Origin of the sequence: Streptomyces sp. Mut1, from assembly GCF_030719295.1 — a bacterium.
Classification (GTDB): Bacteria; Actinomycetota; Actinomycetes; order Streptomycetales; family Streptomycetaceae; genus Streptomyces; species Streptomyces castrisilvae.
This window is the reverse complement of record NZ_CP120997.1, coordinates 5,134,285-5,156,692: the sequence shown is the minus strand read 5'-3', so window position 1 is coordinate 5,156,692 and position 22,408 is coordinate 5,134,285. Positions and strand designations below refer to the sequence as shown.

The following is a 22,408-nucleotide window of genomic DNA, read 5'->3' as shown; positions in this document are numbered from 1 at the left end:
GGACGGGGTGCGGGCCGGTGCGGGGGCGGGCCGTGCGGGGGCGGGCCGGTGCGGGCTCCTCGGCGGCAGCGGTCATGCGCGGGACTGCCGGAGCACCCAGACGAAGTACGGCGCGCCGACCAGGGCGATCATGAGGCCCGCGGGCACCTGGGCGGGGGCGACGACCGTGCGGCCGAGCGCGTCCGCCACGCACACCAGCACCCCGCCGAGCAGCATCGCCACCGGGATCGCGCGGCCCTGCCGGGCGCCCACCAGCGAACGGGCGAGGTGCGGGGCGACGAGTCCCACGAAGCCGACGACGCCGACGGCGATCACGCTGAGCGCGGCGAGCACCGCGGCGACGGCCAGTGCGGTGAAGCGGGTGCGCTCCACCCGGACGCCGACGATGCGCGGGGTGTCCTCGTCGACGGCGAGCAGGTCGAGCCGCTCGCGCATGGACAGCAGCACGGGAAGGGCCAGCGCCAGGGCCACCGCGACCGGCACGACGTCGGAGAACGTACGGCCGTAGGTGGTGCCGGAGAGCCAGGTGAAGATGCGGGGCGTGTTGTACGGGTCGGCGCGCAGCAGGAGGAAGGTGGTCACGGCGCTGAGGCCGTACCCCGTGCCGATGCCGATCAGTACGAACCGGTCGGGCAGGAAGCCCCCGCGCCAGGCCAGCAGGGCGATCACCGCGAAGGTGGCGAGCGCGGCCGCGACGGCGACCGCGATGAGCACCGGCTGCCCGCCGCCGAGCCCCGAGGTGACGACGCCCGCCGCGCCCAGCCCGGCGCCCGCCGTGATGCCGAGCACGCCCGGCTCCGCGAGCGGGTTGCGTACCGTGCTCTGCACGACGCATCCGGCCAGTCCGAGCGCCGCGCCCGCGAGGACGGCGGCGGTCACCCGTGGCACCCGGTCGTCGAGCGCCGCCCCGATCAGGTCGGGGGCGGTGCCCTGGAACCAGAGGACGATGTCCCCGGTCCGCAGCCAGAGGCTCCCCGCCAGGACCGCCACGACGGCCGCGACCGCGAGCAGTGCCACCGAGCCGGTCACGACGAGGAGGTAGGCGCGGGGGGACCGTGCGGCGACCCGTGCGCGCGGGGGCTGCTGGAGCCGGCCCGTGTCCCGCAGCCGCAGCGCGAGGACCACGATCACGACGGAGCCGAGCAGCGTGGTCGGCACACCGGTCGGGATGGAGGCCGCCCCGTCCGCCCCCTGCACCGCACGCAGGACCGCGTCCGCGAGCAGGATGAGCAGCGCGCCGACCAGGCCGGCCGCGGGGATCAGGAGCAGGTGCCCGCGCAGGGCGCGGACCCGCCCCGCGATCAGGCGGGCCAGGACGGGGGCGCCGAGACCGACGAAGGCCATCGGGCCCGCGAGGGTCACCGAGGTGCTGGTCAGGAGTACCGCGCAGACCACGGCGATCACCCGGGTGCTGCGGATCGGCACTCCGAGGGTGGACGCGGTGTCGTCGCCCAGGTTCATCACGTCCAGCCGCCGGGACAGGGCCAGGGCGGCGCACAGCACCAGGACGATGAGGGGGACGGCGCGCAGGGACGCGTCGATGTTGAGCTGGGAGAGCGAGCCGCTCCCCCAGGCGTAGAGGCCGGTCGTGTTCTCCTTGAACAGGATGAGGAGCATCCCGGTCGCGGAGTCCAGGGCCATCGCCATCGCCGATCCGGCGAGGATGAGGCGGGTTCCGGAGGTGCCCGCGGCCCGGCCCGCGAGAAGCAGCACGAGCGCCGCCGCGGCCAGGCCGCCCGCGAAGGCGACGACGCCCGACGCCCACAGCGGGACGGCGAGGCCGAAGGCCGCGATGAGCGAGACGGCGAAGTAGGAGCCGGCCGAGACCGCGAGGGTGTCCGGCGAGGCGAGCGTGTTGTGCGTGACGGACTGGAGCAGGGTGCCGGCGCAGCCGAGGGCGAAGCCCACCGCCACGCCCGCGAACAGGCGCGGCAGGCGGGAGCCGGTGAGGATCTCGCCGACCGGCGCGCCGTCGGCGCTCTCCGGTTTCCCGGCGAGGTGGCGCACCAGGTCGCCGACCCCGACGCCGGACGTCCCCTGGGTCAGGTGCCACAGGCCCACCAGGACGGTCGCGGCGAGGAGCACGGCCAGGACGGCCGCCCCGGCGGGGCCGCCGCCGCGCTCCGCGCGCGGCAGCGCTGCCCCTTCGGGTGGCGCGGTGTCTACGGCGCTCACTTCTTGTCGAGCACGTCGACGTAGGCGTCGATCGCCTGCTCGTTGGAGCGCGGCCCGCCGGCGCCCCACACCCGTGCCGGGAACGCGTGGGCGCGGCCTTCCTTGACGGCCGGGAGGGTCTTCCAGATCGGGTTCTTCTCGATCGCCTCGACGTATCCGCCGGCGCCTTCGTCGTTGGCGTAGAAGAGGTTGGCGTTGCCCACCGCGACGAGTCCCTCGACGTCCGTCTGCGCGAGGCCGTAGGCGGGGTCGACGCCCCCGTCACCGTGCTTCTTGTTGACGCTGCTGGTCCACGCGGGCTTCAGGCCGAGTTCCTTGCCTATCTCGGTGAAGAGGGCGCCGTCGCTGTAGGGGCGGACGGTGAGGTTGCTGCCCTCCAGCCAGCCGTCGAAGAACACGAAGTCCTTCGTCGGCAGGTCGGCGTCGGTGACCTGCTGCTTCGCGTTCGCGAGGTGCTCGTCGAACTCCTTGAGCACCTGGTCGGCCCGCTCGGTGCGGCCCGTCGCCTCGCCGATCATGCTGAACACCTCGCGCATGTTCCCGATCGGGTCCTTGGGGTTCGCCCCGCGCGTGGCCATGACGGGGACGCCCCGCTTCTCCAGCTTCTTGATCGTCTCGTCCTTGGCGTCGAACGCCTCCACGACGATGAGGTCCGGCTTGGCCGCGTAGAGGGTGTCGAGGTCGGGCTCCTCGCGGGTGCCGATGTCGGTCACGCCGCCGGGCAGCTTCTCCGCGCTGACCCAGGTGCTGTACCCCTTCACGTCGGAGACGGCGGTCGGGGTGACGCACAGCGTCAGCGCGTCCTCGACCTGCTGCCATTCCAGGACCGCGATGCGCTTGGCGGGCTTGTCGAGCTTCACCTGCCGGCCGACGCCGTCCTTGAAGGAGACCGGTCCCGTCGAGGTGGTCGTGGTGTCCTGGGCGCAGTCCTTCGACGCGGGGGACGGTTCGGCGCTGCTCTTGGCCGTGATCTTGTCGGCGTCGGTCGTACCGCAGGACGTGAGGGCGAAGAGGGCGAGCCCGGTCGAGGCTGCTGCGGCCGTCAGGCGACTGGCACGGTTCATGAGGGGTCTTCTTCTTTCTCGGACTGGGATGGTTCGGCGGAGCGGCGGGCGGGCCGCTCCGGAAAGGGGGCCGTCCTCTTCAGGAGAGGTGGCGCCCGAGTGGGTCGATGCGCAGCCGGCCGGTGCGCGGGTCGACGCCGGCTTCGACCCGGATGTCGTAGACCTCGCCGATGTTCTCGGCGGTGAGTACGTCGACGGGTGCGCCGGCCGCGTGCACCCGGCCGGCGCGCATGAGGACCAGCGTGTCCGCGATCCGGGACGCCTGGTCGAGGTCGTGCAGCACGATCCCGACCGCGATGCCGTGTTTCTCCACGAGGTCCCGCACCAGGTCGAGCGTCTCGAACTGGTATCGCAGGTCCAGGTGGTTGGTCGGCTCGTCCAGCAGTACGACGCCGGTGTCCTGGGCGAGGCAGGCCGCGAGCCAGACGCGCTGCATCTCCCCGCCGGAGAGTTCCCCGACCAGCCGGCCCGCCATGTCCCGTACTCCGGTGACGCCCATGGCGCGGTCGACGGCGGCGGTGTCCTCGGCGGTCGGTCCGGCGAAACCGCGCCGGTAGGGGTGGCGGCCGAACGCCACGACCTCCGCGACCGTCAGCCCCTGGGGTGCGGGCCTGGACTGGGAGAACAGGGTGACCTCGCGGGCGAACTCGCGGGGGCTGAGCAGGGCCGCGTCGCGCTCGGCCGCCCCTTCCGGGGCGCCGAGCGTCACCCGGCCGCCGTCCACCTGGTGCAGCCGGGACAGGGCCCGCAGCAGCGTGGACTTCCCGCTGCCGTTCGGCCCCACCAGGGCGGTCACCCGGCCCGGTTCCAGGGCGACGGAGACACCGTGGACGACCGGTTCGCCGCCGTAGCGCAGCACCAGGTCGCGCCCGTCGAGCGAGGCCGACCGGGCGGCGGCGGGGCCGGCCGGGAGTCTTCCGGTACGCCGGAAAAGGCTTGTGAACATGATGAGGTCCGGGTGATCGGAGGGGCGCTGACCGCGGCACCCCGCCCGGCCTTCACCGGCCGGGCCGCACGCTTTCCCGCACGCGGGCAGCACGGTGCGCGGCGAGCAACAACTAAGGGTTACCTAACTTCGAGAAGAGTATATTCCACTTGTCATGCCGACAATCAGGCGTTCTCGCCACCCGATACGGGATTCCGGACATCCCCGGACGCCGCGTCGGCGGCGCCGAAGAACGCGCCCGGCGTCGTTCCCATGACGCGCCTGAAGGCGGCGATGAAGGAGCTGGGCTGCGCGTAGCCGAGGCGCTCGGAGACCGACATCACATCGAAGCCGTCGGAGAGGAGCATCAGCGCCCGGTGCACGCGCAGCATCTGCCGCCACTGCGCGAAGGAGAGGCCCGTCGTCCGGCGGAACGCGCGGGTGACCGTACGCTCGCTGCTCCCCAGCCACCGCGCCCACTCCTCCAGGGAGCGGCAGTCGGCGGGATCGTTCAGCAGGGCTTCGGCGACGGCGTCGATCCGGGGGTCGCCGGGCAGCTGCAACGCGAGCTGGTGCTCCGAGGGCCGGATCACGTCGAACACGACGGCCTCCGCCCGCAGCCGGGCCGCCTCGTCGAGGTCCGTGCGCGACAGATGGGCCAGCAGCGATACGAGCAGCGGCGTCATCGCGATCGCCTGCGGCTCCGCGAACGCGAACGGCGTGCGGTCGGGGGTGAAGAAGGCGTCGTGGAACCGCGCGCCCTCCGTCGCCCGGCCCGCGTGCACCACTCCGGCGGGCATCCACAGCCCCTGCCCCTCGAACACGGTGAAGACGCGGTCCCCCACGCGGGAGGTCAGCGTCCCCCCGCGCACCCAGACCAGCTCGTGCAGACGATGGGAGTGCGAGGCCCACTCCGTGGGGGCGGGGACGATCCGGAACTCCGCGACGACGGCACCGGAGGCCGCCGGCTGCTCCGGGAGTGTCCCGGCCCGCCGCATCACCGTGCCCGCCTCGCGTCGCCACATCCCGGGGTTCACCTCACCACGGGACGATCCGGTCATGCTCACGAGTCTAAGCGGCCGCCCCGATCCGGTTCCCGTTGCGCCGTGTGGCATCGAACTCATCGCCAAGGTCGGCCAAAGCGCGTGTCCCGCACCTGGTTCCGCCCTCCCGGCGACCTACGTTGTCCCGGTGGAGCAGCACAGGACACGTCCCCCGCAGCGCAGGCAGACCCGGCAGGCCCAGCTGTCCCCGATCGGGGCGGCGAGGGGGGCCAGGAAGGCCGGCGGTACGGGCACCCTCGGCTACCGGGTGATGAGCGCGCCCGCCGGGCGCGACGGCCGGGCGGTGTCCCCCGCCGTGACCGCCCTGCGCCGGCTGCCCAATCCCCGGCTCACCGGCATCGGCGCCGGACTGTTCGCGGCCGCCGTCATGTTCCTGCTCGGCTGCCTGGACCAGCTGCTGTTCGACGGGTCGGCGGCGGTGTTCGGTGTGCTCTTCCTGCCGGTCAGCGCCCTGACCGCGTTCTGGGTGCGGCCGGCCGACCTGGTGACGGCGCCGATCGGCGTGCCCATCGCCTTCGCGGTCGGGATCATCCCCATCTCGGGTGGCACCGGCGGCCTCGGCGGCCGGACCATGGCCGTCGTCACCGCCCTCGCGGTCCACGCCGGCTGGCTGTACGGGGGCACCCTCGTCGCCGGCCTCATCGCGACCGTACGCAAGGTGCGGCTGATGCGGGCCCGGCAGCGGCGGATGCTGCTGGCCGCGCAGACCGCCCGGCCCGCCGCGCAGTCCCCTTCACCGGCACCGGCTCCGCGCCCGGCCGGGCGCGCCCCCCGCCGCCCGTCCCAGCGCTGAGCGCACGGCCACCGGACCGTACGCCCCGCCCGTCCGCCGGCTCAGCTGCCGGCCGCCGCCATCGCCGCGCCCACGATGCCCGCGTTGTTCTGAAGCTCCGCCGGCACCATCTCGGCCCGTACGTCCTCGATCAGCGGCAGGAACTTGTCGGCCTTGCGGCTGATCCCGCCGCCGACGATGAACAGCTCGGGCGAGAACAGCATCTCCACGTGGGCCAGATACTTCTGCACCCGGCGCGCCCAGTGCTGCCAGCCCAGGTCCTCGTCCTCCTTGGCCTTCGTGGAGGCGCGCTTCTCGGCGTCGTGGCCGTGCAGCTCCAGGTGGCCCAGCTCGGTGTTGGGTACGAGCCGGCCGTCGATGAAGAGCGCGCTGCCGATGCCCGTACCGAAGGTCAGCACGATCACCGTGCCCTTGCGGCCCCGGCCCGCGCCGAACGTCATCTCGGCGACGCCCGCCGCGTCCGCGTCGTTCAGCACGGTGACGGGCAGGCCCAGCTTGTCGCCGAGGAGGGTGCGGGCGTCCAGGTCGATCCAGCCCTTGTCGACATTGGCCGCGGTACGGGTCAGGCCGCCGGTGACCACGCCCGGGAAGGTGATGCCGACCGGGCCCTTCCAGTCGAAGTGGCCGACGACCTCGGCCACGCACCCGGCCACGTCACCGGGTGTGGCCGGGTCCGGTGTCAGTACCTTGTGGCGCTCCCGCGCCAGGTCTCCGCGGTCCAGGTCCACGGGAGCGCCCTTGATCCCGGATCCGCCGATGTCCACGCCGAAGATCTCCATGTGATCCACGGTACGGGTACCCGGCCGCGCCCACTTCCGGAACGGCCGACGCGGGGGGCTACTCGCCCTTCAGGGCCGCCGCCTCCGCGCGCAGGTCGCGGCGCAGCTCCTTCGGGAGCGAGAAGACGATCGACTCCTCGGCCGCCTTCACGATCTCGACGTCCTCGAAACCCCGCTCGGCCAGCCACGCCAGCACGCCGTCGACCAGCACCTCGGGCACGGAGGCGCCGGAGGTGACGCCGACCGTGGAGACGCCGTCGAGCCAGGCCTCGTCGATCTCGTCGGCGCCGTCGACCAGGTGGGAGGCGCCCGCGCCCGCGCCGAGGGCGACCTCGACCAGGCGGACGGAGTTCGACGAGTTCTTCGAGCCGACGACGATCACCAGGTCGGCGTCCGCGCCCATCTGCTTCACCGCGATCTGGCGATTCTGCGTGGCGTAGCAGATGTCGTCGCTCGGGGGCGAGATCAGCAGCGGAAACTTCTCCTTGAGCGCGCCGACCGTCTCCATCGTCTCGTCCACCGAGAGGGTGGTCTGGGAGAGCCAGACGACCTTCGACGGGTCGCGGACCTCGACGTTCGAGACGTCGTCGGGGCCGTCGACCAGGGTGATGTGCTCGGGGGCCTCGCCGGAGGTGCCGATGACCTCCTCGTGGCCCTCGTGGCCGATCAAAAGGATGTCGAAGTCGTCCTGCGCGAAGCGGACGGCCTCCTTGTGGACCTTGGTGACCAGCGGGCAGGTCGCGTCGATGGTGGCGAGCTTCCGCTCGGCCGCCTCCTGGTGCACGGTCGGGGCGACGCCGTGCGCGGAGAACATCACGATCGAGCCCTCGGGGACCTCCGCCGTCTCCTCGACGAAGATCGCGCCCTTCTTCTCCAGGGTCTGCACGACGTACTTGTTGTGGACGATCTCGTGGCGCACGTAGACCGGGGAGCCGTACTGCTCCAGGGCCTTCTCCACGGCGATCACGGCACGGTCCACGCCCGCGCAGTAGCCACGGGGAGCGGCGAGGAGGACGCGTCGGGAGGTCGTAGCAGTCATGCGTCCCATCGTAAGGCCGTACCGGACGGGCGCGGGGCGCGGTGGGTCGGGAGACTGATCTCGACACCGACTACGGAGGGCTCATGGCCGGCAGCGGTACGGATTCCGGCAGTGGTGCGGGCGGCGCGGACGGCGGCGGCTCCACGGAGCAGGCGCGGCTGCGGCGGACGCTGGGGTTCCGGGACCTGGTGGTCTACGGGCTGCTCTTCATCGCCCCGATGGCCCCCGTCGGCGTGTTCGGGACGCTCGACGCGAAGTCGGACGGCGCGGTCGCGCTGGTGTATGTGGTGGCGACCGTCGTGATGGCCTTCACCGCCTTCAGTTACGCGCAGATGGTGCGGGTCGCCCCGCTGGCCGGTTCGGTGTTCGCGTACGCCCGCAAGGGGCTCGGCGAGGGGCCGGGGTTCATCGCCGGGTGGATGGCGATGCTGGACTACCTGCTGATCCCGGCCGTGGCCTACCTCTTCTCCGGGATCGCGATGAACTCACTGGTGCCCGGGGTCTCCCGGTGGGTGTGGACGGCGCTCGCGGTGGTCCTGACGACGCTGCTCAACCTGTGGGGCGTACGGGCGGCGGCCCGGGTCGGTTTCGCGGTGCTGGCGATGGAGATCGTGGTGCTGCTGGTGTTCCTGGTGTCCGCCGTGGTGGTGCTGGTCCGGGACGGGGCGCAGCGCGGCTGGCTGACGCCGCTCACCGGCGACTCCGCCTTCTCCACGACGGCGGTGCTGGGCGCGGTGTCCGTGGCGGTCCTCTCGTACCTCGGTTTCGACGCCATCGCGACGTTCGCGGAGGAGGTGACGGGCGGTTCGGCGAAGGTGGCGCGGGCGCTGCTGTTCTGCCTGGTGCTCGCGGGCACGCTGTTCGTGGCGCAGGCGTATCTGGCCGCCCTGCTGGAGCCGATGACCTCGGCGGAGCTGGCCGCCGATCCGGTGGCCCAGGGCTCGGCCTTCTACGACACGGTGGACTCCGCGGTCGGCACCTGGCTGCACGATCTGGTGGCCGTGAGCAAGGCGATCGGGGCGGCGTTCGCGGCGCTGGCGGGGCAGGCGGCGGCGGGGCGGCTGCTGTTCGCGATGGCCCGTGAGCGCAGGCTGCCGGCGCTGCTGTCCCGGGTCGATCCGCGCTCCGGCGTGCCCCGGATCGCGATCCTGATCGCCGCCGTCGTGACGCTGGTGGCGGCGGTGTGGGCGGCCCGGCGGGACGACGGCCTCGACCATCTGGTCTCGGTCGTGGACGTCGGGGCGCTGACGGCGTTCGTCCTGTTGCACGCGTCGGTGGTCGGCTGGTTCGTGGTGCGGCGGATGGAGGGGCCGCCGAGCCGGTGGCGGCACGTGCTGGTGCCGGTGATCGGCGCGGGGGTGCTGATCGCGGTGATCGTGGAGGCGACCGGGAGCGCCCAGGTGGTGGGCGCCTGCTGGTTCGTGGTGGGGCTCGTGGTGCTCCTCGCGCAGCGGGGAAGGCGGCGGGAGGCTGTCTAGGGCCTGTCCGGCGTCGGTGCGTTGTCGGTCCCGGCCGTTACGCTCGCTCGCATGGCTCTGAACACTTCTCCGGAAGCCCCGCTGCCCGTCGGTGACGTGTCGCGGCTGATCGGCGGCTGGATCGACCGGCTCGGCGCGGTCTGGGTCGAGGGCCAGATCACCCAGCTGTCCCGGCGGCCGGGGGCCGGTGTGGTGTTCCTGACGCTGCGCGACCCGTCGCACGACATCTCGGTGAGCGTGACGTGCTTCCGGCAGGTCTTCGACCGGATCGCCGATGTGGTGTCGGAGGGGGCGCGGGTCGTCGTCCTCGCCAAGCCCGAGTGGTACGCGCCCCGGGGGCAGCTGTCGCTGCGGGCGACGGAGATACGGCCGGTCGGCATCGGCGAGCTGCTGGTGCGGCTGGAGCAGCTGAAGAAGTCGCTGGCCGCCGAGGGCCTGTTCGCCCTCGACCGCAAGCGGCCGCTGCCCTTCCTGCCCCAGCTGATCGGCCTGGTCTGTGGCCGGGCGTCGGCGGCCGAGCGCGATGTGCTGGAGAACGCCCGCCGCCGGTGGCCCGCCGTCCGCTTCGAGGTCCGCAACACGGCCGTGCAGGGGGTGCACGCGGTCAACCAGGTGGTGGGGGCCGTCAAGGAGCTGGACGGCATCCCGGAGGTCGACGTCATCGTCGTGGCGCGGGGCGGCGGCAGCGTCGAGGACCTGCTGCCGTTCTCGGACGAGGAGCTGATCCGTACGGTCGCGGCCTGCCGTACGCCGGTGGTCTCGGCGATCGGGCACGAGCCGGACTCCCCGCTGCTGGACCTGGTCGCGGACGTACGGGCGTCCACGCCCACGGACGCGGCGAAGAAGATCGTGCCCGACGTGGGCGAGGAGCTGGACCGGGTGCGGCAGCTGCGGGACCGGGCGCTGCGGACGGTACGGGGGCTGCTCGACCGGGAGGAGCGGGGCCTGGCCCACGCGCTGGGGCGGCCCTGCATGGAGCATCCGCGGCGGATGGTGGACGAGCGCGCGGCGGAGGTCGACGCGCTGGCCGGGCGTTCCCGCCGGGTGCTGGGCCATCTGCTGGACCGGGCGGACTCGGAGCTGGCCCACACCCGCGCCCGGGTCCTCGCGCTGTCGCCCGCCGCGACCCTGGAGCGCGGCTACGCGGTGCTCCAGCGCGCCGACGGGCACGTGGTCCGGGACCCCGGGGACGCGGGCGCGGCCGGGGAGACGCTGCGGGCGCGGGTGTCGGGGGGCGAGTTCGCGGTGCGGGTCGCCGAGTGAGAGCCCCCGGGACCGACCGACGTACCGGCCGACACCGGCCGGCTGAAGCCGACACATGCCGACGCATAGGGTGAATCACATGACGGACGACGGGACGGCGAGCGCCGCCGCGACGGGCACACTCGGTTACGAGCAGGCGCGCGACGAGCTGATCGAGGTGGTGCGCCGGCTGGAGGCGGGCGGGACCTCGCTGGAGGACTCCCTCGCGCTCTGGGAGCGCGGCGAGGAGCTGGCGAAGGTCTGCCGGCACTGGCTGGAGGGCGCCCGCGCCCGGCTGGACGCGGCCCTGGCGGGCCCGGCCGGCGGCGAGGGCGGCGAAGGCGACAGCAGGCCCGGCGGCTCGACGGCGGCCGACGCGGGCTGAGGCCCGGCACGGGGCCCGGCGGGGCGGGGACTCTACGGCGGCCGGTTCGGGGGGGCCCGGCTCGACGGCCCGCGCGGCGGGGCGCGGCGGGGGCGACGCCTGGTGAGGCGCAGTCAGGCGGGGCACGGGCTCCACGGCGGCCGGTTCGGGTGGGGCCGGCGCGGCGGCCCGCACGGCGTGGCGGGCCTTATTCCGGCTGGACGGGGTGAGTCTCCCCACTTCCGATTTAGTTGAACATTAATGCACTTTCGCCGTACGGTGATCGTCGTCGCTCGATCCCCCGTGGTCGTGACCCGATCCCCCCGCGTACGTCCGGAAGGTAATACCCGATGTCCCTCGTTCTTGACCCCGCTGCCCAGGACCTCCTCTTCCGCGAGGCCCGCACCGCCAACACGTTCACCGACGAGCCGGTGACCGAGGAGCAGGTCCAGGCCATCTACGACCTGGTCAAGTACGGCCCGACCGCCTTCAACCAGTCGCCGCTGCGCGTCGTGCTGGTCCGCTCGGACGAGGCCCGCGCCCGCCTCGTGACGCACATGGCCGAGGGCAACCAGCCCAAGACCTCGACCGCCCCGCTGGTCGCGATCCTGGCCGCCGACAACGAGTTCCACGAGGAGCTGCCGGGCCTGCTGCCGCACTTCCCGCAGGCCAAGGAGATGTTCTTCTCGGAGCGCCCGGTCCGTGAGTCGGCCGCCTCGCTGAACGCCGCCCTCCAGGCCGCCTACTTCATCATCGGCGTCCGCGCCGCCGGCCTGGCCGCCGGCCCGATGACCGGTTTCGACGCCGCGGGCATCGAGAAGGAGTTCCTGGACGGCGACCACAAGCTCCTGATGGTCGTCAACATCGGCAAGCCGGGCGAGGACGCCTGGTTCCCGCGCCTGCCGCGTCTCGCGTACGACGAGGTCGTCAAGACCGTCTGAGTTCCGCCGCCCACGGGGGCGGACGACGGTACGGGGAGGGCCCCGGAGCAAGCACGCTCCGGGACCCTCCCCGTACTCATGTGCGCGGGGCCCCGCGCACACCCGTGTCACGACGCCCGCGTGTCCGCGAGCTCCCTCTCGAATCCGGACAGCAGCGCGTCGAGCGCGAAGTCGAAGCGGGCGTCGGCCGTGTCCCCGCCCGCCTCCCGGGCGGCGCGGACCATCAGCGGATACGACTCCGCGTCGAACGAGGCCAGACTGCCGGCCCCGTCGATGTGGCCCACCTGCGCGGCGGCGTGCCCGACGACGAAGCTGGTCAGCGAGTAGATGATGTCCAGGGTCCTCGGCAGCCGGAAGCCCGCCTCGTACAGCATCCCCACCACGGCCTCGATCATCCCCAGGTTGTGGGGGGTCATGGCGGCCCGGGACAGCAGGAGCGGCACGGCGTTCGGATGGGCGCCGAGCGCGGCGGCCAGCGCGTGGGCGTAGGCGTCCAGGTCCGCCCGCCAGGTGGCGGCGCCGAATGCGGGCGGCACGGCCTCGGCGACGACCTGCTCGACCATCCCGTCCAGGAGCGCGCTCCTGTTCGGCACGTGGTGGTAGACGGTCATCGCCTCCACCCCCAGCTCGTCACCGAGCCGCCGCATCGACAGCGCCTTCATCCCTTCCCGGTCGACAAGCCGCAGGGCCGCCTCCAGGACGGCCCGGCGAGTGAGCCCGGCACGCTGCCCGCGAGCCCTTCTGGCCGCCATGGCGCCTCCCCTTCCGGTACCGGACGACCCCTCGACCGGATTGACGATTCTTACAACGTAAATATACCGTCACCACATGGCCTTACAACGTAAGAATCAGTCGGCGGATGCCGCTCATGCGCAGGAGGAACCCCCGCGGGGGCGGAGCACGACAGCGTTTCTGCGGCCGTACGCGGGGGGCTTCGCGGCCGTGGTCGTCCTCCAGGTCGTCGGCGCCCTGGCGGGGCTGGCACCGCTGCTCGCGGTCGTCGAGCTGGGGCGCACCCTGCTCGCGCCGGGTCCGGCCGACCACGGCCATGTCCGTCTCGTCGTGATCGCGGGTGCGGCCGGACTGTTCGTCAAGCTGCTGTGCACGGCCGCCGCGGCGGGCGGCGCCCATCTGCTGGACGGCCGGGTGCAGCTGACACTGCGCCGGGAACTGGCCGCGCGGCTGGGGCGGGTGCCGATCAGCTGGCTCTCCGGCCGCCGACGCGGTGAGCTGGCGAAGCTGGTGGGCGACGACGTCGGCGCGGTGCACCCGTTCATCGCCCACACCCCCGGGGAGCTGGCCTCCGCCTTCGTCGTGCCGCTGGCCTCGCTGGTGTACCTGTTCACCATCGACTGGCGGCTGACGCTGATCACCCTGATCCCGGTGGTCGCGGCGGTGGCGCTGGTCCCGCTGATGATGACCCCGGCCCGGCTGCGCGAACAGGCCGAATTCGACGCGGCGATGGCGCGGATCGCCGACTCCGTCGTGGAGTTCGTCCAGGGCATCGCGGTGGTCAAGGCCTTCGGCGGGGGTGAACGCGCGCACCGCGAGTTCCGCTCGGCCGCCGACGCGTTCGTCGCCACCTTCAGCCGCTGGGTACGGGGGATGGCCCCGATCGCCGCGAGCATGCAGCTGGTCCTCGCGCCGCCCTTCGTGCTCCTGACCGTGCTCATCGGCGGCGCCGCACTGATCACCGGCGGGACGCTGGCCCCGGCCGACCTGCTGCCGTTCCTGCTGCTGGGGCTCGGGCTGACCGCCCCGGTGGCGGCGCTCGGCCACGGCTTCGACGAACTGCAGGCCGCTCGCCGCGCGGTCGGCCGCATCCGCGACGTGCTCGCCGTACCGCCGCTGCCGGAGCCCGCGCACCCGGTCGCGCCGCACGGCCACCGGGTGGAGCTGCGCGAGGTCCGCTTCGGCTACGAACCGGACCACGAGGTCCTGCGCGGGGTCGACCTCGTACTGGAACCGGGGACGGTCACCGTGCTCGTCGGACCCTCCGGGAGCGGCAAGTCCACGCTGGTCCAGCTGCTGCCCCGGTTCATCGACCCGACGGCCGGCTCGGTCCGCCTGGGCGGCGTCGACCTGCGCGAACTGGCCGGCCGTGAGCTGTACCGGCAGGTCTCCTTCGTCTTCCAGGACGTCCGGCTGCTGAACGCCTCGGTCAGGGACAACATCGCGCTGGCGGCGCCCGACGCCACCGCGGGCGACGTGGAACGGGCCGCCCGCCTGGCCAACATCCACGACCGGGTCCTCGAACTCCCGCACGGCTACGACACGGTGATCGGCGAGGAGGCCCGGCTGTCGGGCGGCGAGGCCCAACGGGTCGCGCTCGCCCGCGCCCTGCTGGCCGACACTCCCGTCCTGGTGCTCGACGAGGCGACGTCCTTCGCCGACCCGCTCACCGAGCAGGCCGTGCGGCGCGCCCTGGACACGCTGCGGGACGGCACCAGGACCTTCCTGGTCATCGCGCACCGCCTGGAGACCGTGACCGGCGCCGACGCCGTCGCGGTCCTGGAGGACGGAGTGATCGCCGAGTACGGGCCGCCCGGCGAACTGCTCGCCGAGGGCGGGAGGTTCGCCGCCCTGTGGCGTACCCGGCAGCCGGCGGTCCCCGCGGGAGAGGGCGAGCGGCTGTGACCGCGCACGGCCCGGCCGGTCCGACGGGGACGGGTCCGCGCACCCGCTCCGAACAGCGAGAGGACGACCTTCGATGATCACCCTGCTGCTGCGCGTGCTGGGCCATCAGCACGCCCGCCCGATGCGCCGCACCCTCACCCTGATGACGGTGACCGCGGTGGCCGAGGGCCTGTCCTACGCCCTGCTGGCGCCCGTGCTCCGGGCCCTGCTCGGCGATACGCCGGGGGACGCCTGGCCCTGGCTGGGCGCGTTCGGGGCGGCGGTCGCCGCGTGTGCGGTGCTGCGCTTCCTCAGCGACATGTCGGGGTTCCGCGTCGGCACCTCGCTGCTGCGCGGCGTCTACCACCGCCTCGGCGACCACCTGGCCCGGCTGCCGCTCGGCTGGTACAGCTCGGCCCGGGTGGGCGAGGTGTCGGTCCTGGCCGGTCAGGGCGTGCTGCGGGCCATGAGCGTGATCGCGCACCTGCTGGGACCGTTCGTCTCCGCCGCCGTCACCCCGCTGACGGTCGTCGTCGTGATCCTCGGGCTCAACTGGCAGCTGGGGCTGGCCGTCCTGGCCGGGGTCCCCGTCGTGGCGGCGGTCCAGACCCTGGCCGGGCGCCGCACGGTCGCCGAGGACGCGGAGCGCGCCACCCGCGACCGGGAGGCCACCGGGCGGGTCATCGAATACCTCTGGGCGCAGCCGGTCCTGCGCGCCGGCGGCCGGACCGCCGAACGCTTCGGGCTCCTGGACGACGCCCTGCGCCAGGTCCAGCGGGCCTCACGCCGCTCCGCGCTCGCCGCGCTGCCCGGCGCGGTGGGCCTGACGCTGACCGTGCAGGCGCTGTTCACCGCGGTGCTGGGTCTGGGGGCGTACCTCGCGCTCGGCGGACACCTCGGGGCGGCCGAGCTGCTGACGGTCCTGGTGCTGGCGACGCGCTGTGCGGATCCGCTGCTGTCGCTGGCCGAGCTGGGCGGCAAACTGCGCGCGGCCCGGGGCGAACTGGCCAGGCTGGACGTCCTGCTGCGCACCGAGCCGCTGCCGCAGGCCGCCGATCCCGTCGAACCGGCCGGCCACGGGGTGGAGTTCGATTCGGTCACCTTCCGGCACGGCGAGCACACCGTGTTCGACGGCCTGTCGGTGTCCCTCGCCGACGGTCAGTGGCTGGCGGTCGTGGGGCCGTCGGGCGCGGGCAAGAGCACCCTGCTGCAACTGCTCGCCCGGTTCTACGACGTGGACGCGGGCACGGTGCGCGTCGGTGGCGTGGACGTGCGCGAGATCGGCACCGAGACGCTGATGGCACAGTTCGCCATCGTCTTCCAGGACGTCTACCTCTTCGACGGCACGATCGAGGACAACGTGCGCCTGGGCCGGCCCGGGGCCACGGAGGCCGAGGTGCGTGCCGCCGCCGGGGCGGCGCGGCTGGACGAGGTGATCGAGCGGCTGCCCGAGGGGTGGGCCACTCCCGTGGGTGAGGGCGGCGCCCGCCTGTCGGGCGGTGAGCGCCAGCGCGTCTCCATCGCCAGGGCGCTGCTGAAGGACGCCCCGATCGTGCTGCTGGACGAGGTGACGTCCGCGCTGGACCCCGTCAGCGAGTCGGCCGTCCACGCCGCCGTCGAGCACCTGGTGGCGGGCCGGACCGTGGTGTCGGTGGCCCACCGGCTGCACACCGTACGGCGCGCCGACCGCATCGTCTTCGTCGACGGCGGCCGGATCGTCGAGGAGGGCAGCCACGAGGAACTGCTGCGCCTCGGCGGCCGCTACGCGGGGTTCTGGGAGCTCACCCCGGACCCCTCGGCGGCAAGGCCGGCACCGGACCCCGTTCTCCCGCCGGTGAGGTGAGCCCGAGGGGCCGGTCGCGGCGTTCCGCGACCGGCCCCGGCGCGTCCCCGGCGCTCAGGACGTCCTGAGCGCCGCCGCCATCTCCGCCAGCCGCTCCGCCGGGGCCGAGCCGGTCACGACCGTCGTCGCGCCCTTCTCCTCGCGCACCAGCGCGTTGTACTTCGGGCCCTCCCAGCGCTGCCAGGTCTCTCCCGCCACCTCCTGCGTGCGGCCGGTGTCCTCGGCCTTCTGGCTGACCTGGCTGATGTACAGCTTCGCCGGGGACGTGGACTGCTCGATCGCGACGTACTTGCCGTCCGGGTCGAGGAAGCCGAGGTGCCAGCTGTTGCCCGCGTCCTGGTCGTAGGTGACCGAGGTGGGCTTCCAGCCCTCGGGCAGGCCGCTGGGGGCCGCCACCGGGTACGGGGCGGCGCGCCGCGCGGTCAGGAGTTCGACGCGGTAGTCGACCGCCTTGACCGGATCGGCCTTGTCGTCGTGCGGAATGAAGATGTAGACGACACCTGCCACGACGGCGATCGCCATCAACGACAGGATCATGTCCCGCACTGTCTGCTTGCCTCGCTTGCTTGCCACGGGACCATCGTCGCATCAGCCCTCGCGGGACCGAATCGGGGGCGCCCCGCTCAAACGTGACCCGGTCTGCTCATTTTATCGTCCTGGCGATAGAGTCAGATCACCCTCATCCGGTCGTCGTCGTACAGAAAGGTGCGCTCCGATGTCCGAGCATCATCTGCCGTCCCAGCTGGAGGTCTCCCCGGAGGCCCCCGACCGCAACCTCGCCCTGGAGCTCGTCCGGGTCACCGAGGCCGCAGCCATGGCCGCCGGGCGCTGGGTCGGCCGCGGGGACAAGATCGGGGCCGACGGCGCCGCCGTGAAGGCCATGCGGACCCTCGTCTCCACCGTGTCCATGAACGGCATCGTGGTCATCGGCGAGGGCGAGAAGGACGAAGCCCCCATGCTGTTCAACGGCGAGCGGGTGGGCGACGGCACCGGGCCCGAGGTGGACATCGCCGTCGACCCGATCGACGGCACGACGCTGAACGCCAAGGGGATGCCCAACGCCATCGCGGTGCTGGCCGCCGCCGACCGGGGCGCGATGTTCGACCCGTCCGCCGTCTTCTACATGGACAAACTGGTCACCGGCCCCGAGGCCGCCGACTTCGTCGACATCAACGCGCCCGTCTCGGTGAACATCCGGCGCGTCGCGAAAGCGAAGAGTTCCACGCCCGAGGACGTCACGGTCGTCGTCCTGGACCGGCCCCGCCACGACGGCATCGTCAAGGAGATCCGGGAGACCGGCGCCCGGATCAAGTTCATCTCCGACGGCGACGTGGCCGGATCGATCATGGCCGCGCGCGAGGGCACCGGCGTCGACCTGCTCATGGGGATCGGCGGCACCCCCGAGGGCATCATCTCGGCCTGCGCCATAAAGTGCCTCGGCGGCGTCATCCAGGGCAAGCTCTGGCCGAAGGACGAGGCGGAGCGGCAGCGCGCCCTGGACGCCGGGCACGACCTGGACCGGGTGCTGTCCACGGACGATCTGGTCAGCGGGGACAACGTGTTCTTCGTGGCGACCGGCATCACGGACGGCGAGCTGATGCGCGGGGTGCGCTACCGCGCGGAGACGGCGACCACCGAGTCCATCGTCATGCGGTCCAAGTCGGGCACCATCCGGACGATCAGCTCCACCCACCGGCTGTCGAAGCTGCGCGCCTACAGCGCCATCGACTTCGACCGCGCGAAGTAGCCCGGCGGCCGCACCGCCCCGGCGCGCCCGCGCGTCCGGCCGAAGAGGCGCCCCCCATGTGCGGTGGGGGCGCCTCTTCGTATGTGTGGGTACGGGACCAAGGCGGCGGCCCCGTCAGCCCGCGATGCGGTCGGTCGCGCCCGAGGTCTTCAGCTCCACGTCGCGCCGCCTGCGCCGGGCGAGCGCGACACGGCGCTCGGCGGCGGTGAGGCCGCCCCAGACGCCGTACGGCTCGGGCTGCATCAGGGCGTGCTCGCGGCACTCGACCATCACGGGACAGCGCGCGCAGACCCGCTTCGCGGACTCCTCGCGCGAGAGGCGGGCGGCAGTCGGCTCCTTCGACGGGGCGAAGAACAGCCCGGCTTCATCCCGGCGGCACACCGCCTCCGAATGCCAGGGGCCGGCCTGGTCCTCCCGAGCGGGGGCCCGCTGCGGGGGGACGGCGGCGACCTGCAGGGGCTGATGCGGCAGTTGCAGCACGGGTCCACTCCTGACGACGGCTTCGCGAGCGAGAGACGATGCAGCAGTCCCTACCCGCTGTGCGCGCGCCTATGCACTGAGTGGCACCTGCGGCGTGTTTCGAAAGTTCCCTCGCGGCCGGAAAAGCACCCGCACACCGCGCCGCGGGAACCGCCTTCAGTGGCCGAGGTGTTTACGCAGCCGGTCCTGGAGATCCGCGATGAACTTGCCGCGCTTGGGCTTCGCCTCGACGCTGCCGAACACGGAATATCCGTTGACGACCACCACGGGCGCTTCGGGATCGGCCGATTCCAGCGTGCGCACTTCGAAACTGCCGAAAATGCCCGTACCGCTGCCGCGCAGCGAGATGTTCTCGGGCACCCTGATCTCCACGCTCCCGAAGACGGAGGTCGCGTTGATCACGGTGAGACGCTGGCCGAAAAGCGCCTCGGTCAGATCGATTTCCACACTGCCGAACAACGAGAAGGCGTTCGTACGTCCGCCGACCCGCCAACGGCCCTTGCGGGTCGAGCTGCTGAAGATCGCCACCAGATTGTCGGCGGGGCCGGTGGCCGGCTCGGGACCGTAGGCGTACGGGGTGCCGGAGGCGGGCCTGGGCGCACCACCGGCGGCCGGCAGGTCCCGTACGAGCGGTTCGAGTTCGCCGACCGTCTTGGCGCGGTAGACGGAATCGACCCGGTCCGCGTGCTCGTCGGCGGTCAGCCGGCCCTCGGCCATCGCTTCCCGCAGAATGTCCGCGATCCGGTCGCGGTCCGCGTCGGAAGCACGGATGCCTTCGGTTACCGCCGGCGCGGTGGGCTGCTGGGGCTGCTTGTCGAGGTCCACCGCCCCAGCTTACCGAAACGCGATAGATCGCGACAGAGGGCGGACGGTGTGCCGCCCGGCCAACCCCGCCGGGACCGGGTGAGCCCTACCTCACAAGCCCGCCGCCCCCGGCGGGTCCTACCCTGGTGGGTGCGCTGTCCAAGGGTGCCAGCCGCTGTCTGCCGAGTGAGGAATGGCCGTAATGCCAGAGTTTGCGTACTCCGATCTGCTCCCTCTGGGAGAGGACACCACGCCCTACCGTCTGGTCACCGCCGAGGGTGTGTCCACCTTCGAGGCCGACGGGCGTACGTTCCTCAAGGTCGAGCCGGAGGCGCTGCGCACCCTGGCCGCCGAGGCCATGCACGACATCTCGCACTACCTGCGGCCCGCGCACCTGGCGCAGCTGCGCCGGATCGTGGACGACCCGGAGGCCTCGTCCAACGACAAGTTCGTCGCGCTCGACCTCCTGAAGAACGCGAACATCGCCGCCGCGGGTGTCCTGCCGATGTGCCAGGACACCGGTACGGCCATCGTCATGGGCAAGCGCGGGCAGAACGTGCTGACCGGGGGCGGTGACGAGGAGGCCCTGTCGCACGGCATCTTCGACGCGTACACCAAGCTCAACCTGCGCTACTCGCAGATGGCCCCGCTGAACATGTGGGAGGAGAAGAACACCGGCTCCAACCTCCCGGCCCAGATCGAGCTGTACGCGACCGACGGCGGCGCGTACAAGTTCCTCTTCATGGCCAAGGGCGGCGGCTCGGCCAACAAGTCGTTCCTGTTCCAGGAGACCAAGGCGGTCCTCAACGAGGCCTCCATGATGAAGTTCCTGGAGGAGAAGATCCGTTCGCTGGGGACCGCGGCCTGCCCGCCGTACCACCTGGCGATCGTCGTCGGCGGTACGTCCGCCGAGTTCGCGCTGAAGACCGCGAAGTACGCCTCCGCGCACTACCTGGACGAGCTGCCCGCCGAGGGCTCCCCCACCGGGCACGGCTTCCGGGACAAGGAGCTGGAGGAGAAGGTCTTCGAGCTGACGCAGAAGATCGGCATCGGGGCGCAGTTCGGCGGCAAGTACTTCTGCCACGACGTGCGGGTGGTGCGCCTGCCCCGGCACGGCGCCTCGCTGCCCGTCGCCATCGCCGTGTCCTGCTCGGCGGACCGCCAGGCCACCGCGAAGATCACCGCCGACGGCGTCTTCCTGGAGCAGCTGGAGAAGGACCCGGCCCGCTTCCTGCCGGACACCACCGACGAGCACCTCGACAGCGAGGGCGACGTCGTGCGCATCGACCTGAACCGGCCGATGGACGAGATCCTCGCCGAGCTGACCAAGTACCCGGTCAAGACCCGGCTCTCGCTGACCGGGCCGCTGGTCGTGGCGCGCGACATCGCCCACGCCAAGATCAAGGAACGCCTGGACGCGGGCGAGGAGATGCCGCAGTACCTGAAGGACCACCCGGTGTACTACGCGGGCCCGGCGAAGACCCCCGAGGGCTACGCCTCCGGCTCCTTCGGCCCGACCACGGCCGGCCGCATGGACAGCTATGTCGCGCAGTTCCAGGCGGCGGGCGGCTCCAAGGTGATGCTCGCCAAGGGCAACCGCTCCAAGCAGGTCACCGACGCGTGCGACGCGCACGGCGGCTTCTACCTGGGCTCGATCGGCGGCCCGGCGGCCCGGCTCGCGCAGGACTGCATCAAGAAGGTCGAGGTCGTCGAGTACGAGGAGCTCGGCATGGAGGCGGTCTGGCGGATCGAGGTGGAGGACTTCCCCGCGTTCGTCGTCGTGGACGACAAGGGCAACGACTTCTTCACCGAGCCCGCCCCGGCCCCGACGTTCACCAGCATCCCGGTGCGGGGCCCCGGCCTGGGCTGAGCCCCCGCACGGGCACAGGGGCGCCCCGCGCCCCTGTGCCGCCGCCCGCTCAGCCGTCGAGCAGCCCCGACGTGGCCACCAGATAGCCGAGCTGGGCACGGCTGGTGCTGCCCAGCTGGTCGGAGACCTTGCGCATGTGCTCGGCGACGCTGCGCCGGCTCATCCCGATCCGGCGCGCTATCGCGGCGTCCGTCTCGCCGTTCACCACGGCCTGGAGGATGGCCCGTTGCAGGTCGGAGGTGACGACCGGGGTACGCAGCGGCGCCCGCTCGGGCCGTACGGGCACCGCGCGGGCCCATGCCTCGTCGAAGCCGCGGGCCAGGAAGCGCACCAGCGCCGGATGCCGGACGCACAGCGCCTCGTGCGGCTCGTCGGAGAAGGGCACGAAGGCGAGGTCCAGGTCGACCACGATCACCCGGTCGACGACCTCGGCGAGCGTCCTGATCTCCGCCCCGGCCGCGCCGACCTGCTCGATGTAGGCGAGGGTCGCCCGGTCGGAGCGGACGGTGTGCTGGTAGACGGTCCGCTGGCGGATACCGCGCCGCAGGTTGCCCAGGTCCCGCTCCAGCGCCACCCTCAGGGCCTGTTCCGGCCGTCCGCCGCCGGGCTGCGCGGTGCGGATCTCCTCCCGGCAGCCGGCCACCCCCGCCTCCAGCGCCTTGCTGATGACCGCCTCCCCGGAGAGCCGGGTGAGTTCGGGCTGTTCGAGCCGGTACACGTCCGCGTACAGGGACTCGAAGGCGGCGAGCGTGGTGCGGGTGGCGCGCAGGGCGCGGCGCCGTTCGAGAACGGCCTCCCGGAGCGGGGCGAGCGCGGCGTACGAGGCGGTCTCCGGCGGTACCGGAATCATCGAGCCCGGTGACCGGCGGTCCGCGACCATCAGGTGAAGGGCGCTCAGGCAGCCGGCCACCTCCTCGCGCGGCAGGCTGCCCGCCACCAGCGCGCGCCGGTAGGAGGCGAGCGCCCGCTCGCACGGCTGCTCCGGCGGGCGTCCCGGCCCCCCGGTGCCGTCCGGCGCCGATTCGCGGCAATCGCATGCCGGTGGGCTGGAATGATCGTCCTTCACAAGGATGCAGATTACCTTTGTGCAAACGGCGGAAGAGGGGAAAGCCCCGTGGTCCGGCCGACTATGAGCGGGTGACCTCCGGCAGCCCCCGCCCCCTCGGCGAGCCGGCCGTCGAATC

The 22,408-nt window shown here is 72.7% G+C and carries 20 protein-coding genes; 9 read left to right on the top strand and 11 right to left on the bottom strand.

What is annotated here, in order from left to right; translation table 11 throughout:
* Positions 1-72: 72 nt before the first annotated feature.
* From P8A18_RS22565 to P8A18_RS22550, 4 genes are all read right to left on the bottom strand, one after another.
* The gene (locus P8A18_RS22565; protein WP_306057069.1) at positions 73-2,175 is read right to left on the bottom strand and encodes an iron ABC transporter permease; all 2,103 of its coding nucleotides are present in this window, start codon (positions 2,173-2,175) and stop codon (positions 73-75) included.
* Positions 2,172-3,239, bottom strand: a complete 1,068-nt coding sequence (locus P8A18_RS22560) for an ABC transporter substrate-binding protein (protein WP_306057067.1) — start codon at positions 3,237-3,239, stop codon at positions 2,172-2,174. Before P8A18_RS22560 ends, P8A18_RS22565 begins: the two co-directional genes overlap by 4 nt.
* Positions 3,240-3,318: 79 nt before the next feature.
* On the bottom strand, positions 3,319-4,185 hold the full coding sequence (locus P8A18_RS22555) for an ABC transporter ATP-binding protein (RefSeq protein WP_306057066.1): 867 nt from the start codon (positions 4,183-4,185) through the stop codon (positions 3,319-3,321).
* 164 nt (positions 4,186-4,349) lie between these two features.
* Positions 4,350-5,225: a helix-turn-helix domain-containing protein gene (locus P8A18_RS22550; RefSeq protein ID WP_306057064.1), complete on the bottom strand. Its 876-nt coding sequence runs from the start codon at positions 5,223-5,225 to the stop codon at positions 4,350-4,352.
* Between the two features lie 253 nt (positions 5,226-5,478).
* Here P8A18_RS22550 and P8A18_RS22545 point away from each other — a divergent pair, with 253 nt between their 5' ends.
* Positions 5,479-6,021, top strand: coding sequence for a DUF6542 domain-containing protein (locus P8A18_RS22545; protein ID WP_306061071.1), 543 nt, complete (start codon positions 5,479-5,481; stop codon positions 6,019-6,021).
* A 41-nt stretch (positions 6,022-6,062) separates the two neighbouring features.
* Here P8A18_RS22545 and ppgK read toward each other — a convergent pair whose 3' ends face one another.
* Positions 6,063-6,800, bottom strand: a complete 738-nt coding sequence (gene ppgK, locus P8A18_RS22540) for a polyphosphate--glucose phosphotransferase (protein ID WP_306057063.1) — start codon at positions 6,798-6,800, stop codon at positions 6,063-6,065.
* Between the two features lie 58 nt (positions 6,801-6,858).
* Positions 6,859-7,848 carry a 4-hydroxy-3-methylbut-2-enyl diphosphate reductase gene (locus tag P8A18_RS22535; protein ID WP_306057060.1) on the bottom strand — a complete coding sequence of 330 codons (990 nt, stop codon included), beginning with the start codon at positions 7,846-7,848 and terminating at the stop codon, positions 6,859-6,861.
* A 74-nt stretch (positions 7,849-7,922) separates the two neighbouring features.
* Between P8A18_RS22535 and P8A18_RS22530 the strand changes: the two genes are divergently transcribed.
* The 4 genes from P8A18_RS22530 to P8A18_RS22515 all read left to right on the top strand — a co-directional run bounded on the left by P8A18_RS22530 (position 7,923) and on the right by P8A18_RS22515 (position 11,864).
* Complete coding sequence (locus P8A18_RS22530) at positions 7,923-9,317, top strand: APC family permease (RefSeq protein ID WP_306057059.1); 1,395 nt, start codon at positions 7,923-7,925, stop codon at positions 9,315-9,317.
* 51 nt (positions 9,318-9,368) lie between these two features.
* Complete coding sequence (xseA, locus tag P8A18_RS22525; RefSeq protein ID WP_306057058.1) at positions 9,369-10,580, top strand: exodeoxyribonuclease VII large subunit; 1,212 nt, start codon at positions 9,369-9,371, stop codon at positions 10,578-10,580.
* Between the two features lie 79 nt (positions 10,581-10,659).
* Positions 10,660-10,944: an exodeoxyribonuclease VII small subunit gene (locus tag P8A18_RS22520; RefSeq protein WP_306057056.1), complete on the top strand. Its 285-nt coding sequence runs from the start codon at positions 10,660-10,662 to the stop codon at positions 10,942-10,944.
* A gap of 329 nt (positions 10,945-11,273) precedes the next feature.
* On the top strand, positions 11,274-11,864 hold the full coding sequence (locus tag P8A18_RS22515) for a malonic semialdehyde reductase (RefSeq protein WP_306057054.1): 591 nt from the start codon (positions 11,274-11,276) through the stop codon (positions 11,862-11,864).
* 107 nt (positions 11,865-11,971) lie between these two features.
* Here P8A18_RS22515 and P8A18_RS22510 read toward each other — a convergent pair whose 3' ends face one another.
* On the bottom strand, positions 11,972-12,616 hold the full coding sequence (locus P8A18_RS22510) for a TetR/AcrR family transcriptional regulator C-terminal domain-containing protein (RefSeq protein ID WP_306057052.1): 645 nt from the start codon (positions 12,614-12,616) through the stop codon (positions 11,972-11,974).
* Positions 12,617-12,692: 76 nt separating this feature from the next.
* Here P8A18_RS22510 and P8A18_RS22505 point away from each other — a divergent pair, with 76 nt between their 5' ends.
* Positions 12,693-14,501, top strand: a complete 1,809-nt coding sequence (locus P8A18_RS22505) for an ABC transporter ATP-binding protein (RefSeq protein ID WP_371933703.1) — start codon at positions 12,693-12,695, stop codon at positions 14,499-14,501.
* A gap of 73 nt (positions 14,502-14,574) precedes the next feature.
* Positions 14,575-16,323 carry an ABC transporter ATP-binding protein gene (locus P8A18_RS22500; protein ID WP_306057048.1) on the top strand — a complete coding sequence of 583 codons (1,749 nt, stop codon included), beginning with the start codon at positions 14,575-14,577 and terminating at the stop codon, positions 16,321-16,323.
* 54 nt (positions 16,324-16,377) lie between these two features.
* Here the strand turns inward: P8A18_RS22500 and P8A18_RS22495 are convergent, their stop codons facing one another.
* On the bottom strand, positions 16,378-16,896 hold the full coding sequence (locus tag P8A18_RS22495) for a DUF4245 domain-containing protein (protein ID WP_306057046.1): 519 nt from the start codon (positions 16,894-16,896) through the stop codon (positions 16,378-16,380).
* Between the two features lie 142 nt (positions 16,897-17,038).
* Here P8A18_RS22495 and glpX point away from each other — a divergent pair, with 142 nt between their 5' ends.
* Positions 17,039-18,070 carry a class II fructose-bisphosphatase gene (gene glpX / locus P8A18_RS22490; protein ID WP_306057045.1) on the top strand — a complete coding sequence of 344 codons (1,032 nt, stop codon included), beginning with the start codon at positions 17,039-17,041 and terminating at the stop codon, positions 18,068-18,070.
* Between the two features lie 114 nt (positions 18,071-18,184).
* Here the strand turns inward: glpX and P8A18_RS22485 are convergent, their stop codons facing one another.
* Positions 18,185-18,550 (bottom strand): WhiB family transcriptional regulator, encoded by a 366-nt coding sequence (locus tag P8A18_RS22485; RefSeq protein WP_306057043.1) that lies wholly within the window; start codon positions 18,548-18,550, stop codon positions 18,185-18,187.
* Between the two features lie 156 nt (positions 18,551-18,706).
* Positions 18,707-19,375 (bottom strand): DUF1707 SHOCT-like domain-containing protein, encoded by a 669-nt coding sequence (locus P8A18_RS22480; RefSeq protein ID WP_306057042.1) that lies wholly within the window; start codon positions 19,373-19,375, stop codon positions 18,707-18,709.
* A gap of 172 nt (positions 19,376-19,547) precedes the next feature.
* On the opposite strand from P8A18_RS22480, the gene P8A18_RS22475 reads away from it, so the two are divergent.
* Entirely contained in the window at positions 19,548-21,224 is a 1,677-nt protein-coding gene (locus P8A18_RS22475; protein ID WP_306057040.1) for a fumarate hydratase, read from the top strand.
* A 49-nt stretch (positions 21,225-21,273) separates the two neighbouring features.
* Here P8A18_RS22475 and P8A18_RS22470 read toward each other — a convergent pair whose 3' ends face one another.
* Positions 21,274-22,290, bottom strand: a complete 1,017-nt coding sequence (locus P8A18_RS22470; protein WP_306057038.1) for a LuxR C-terminal-related transcriptional regulator — start codon at positions 22,288-22,290, stop codon at positions 21,274-21,276.
* Between the last annotated feature and the right edge of the window lie 118 nt (positions 22,291-22,408).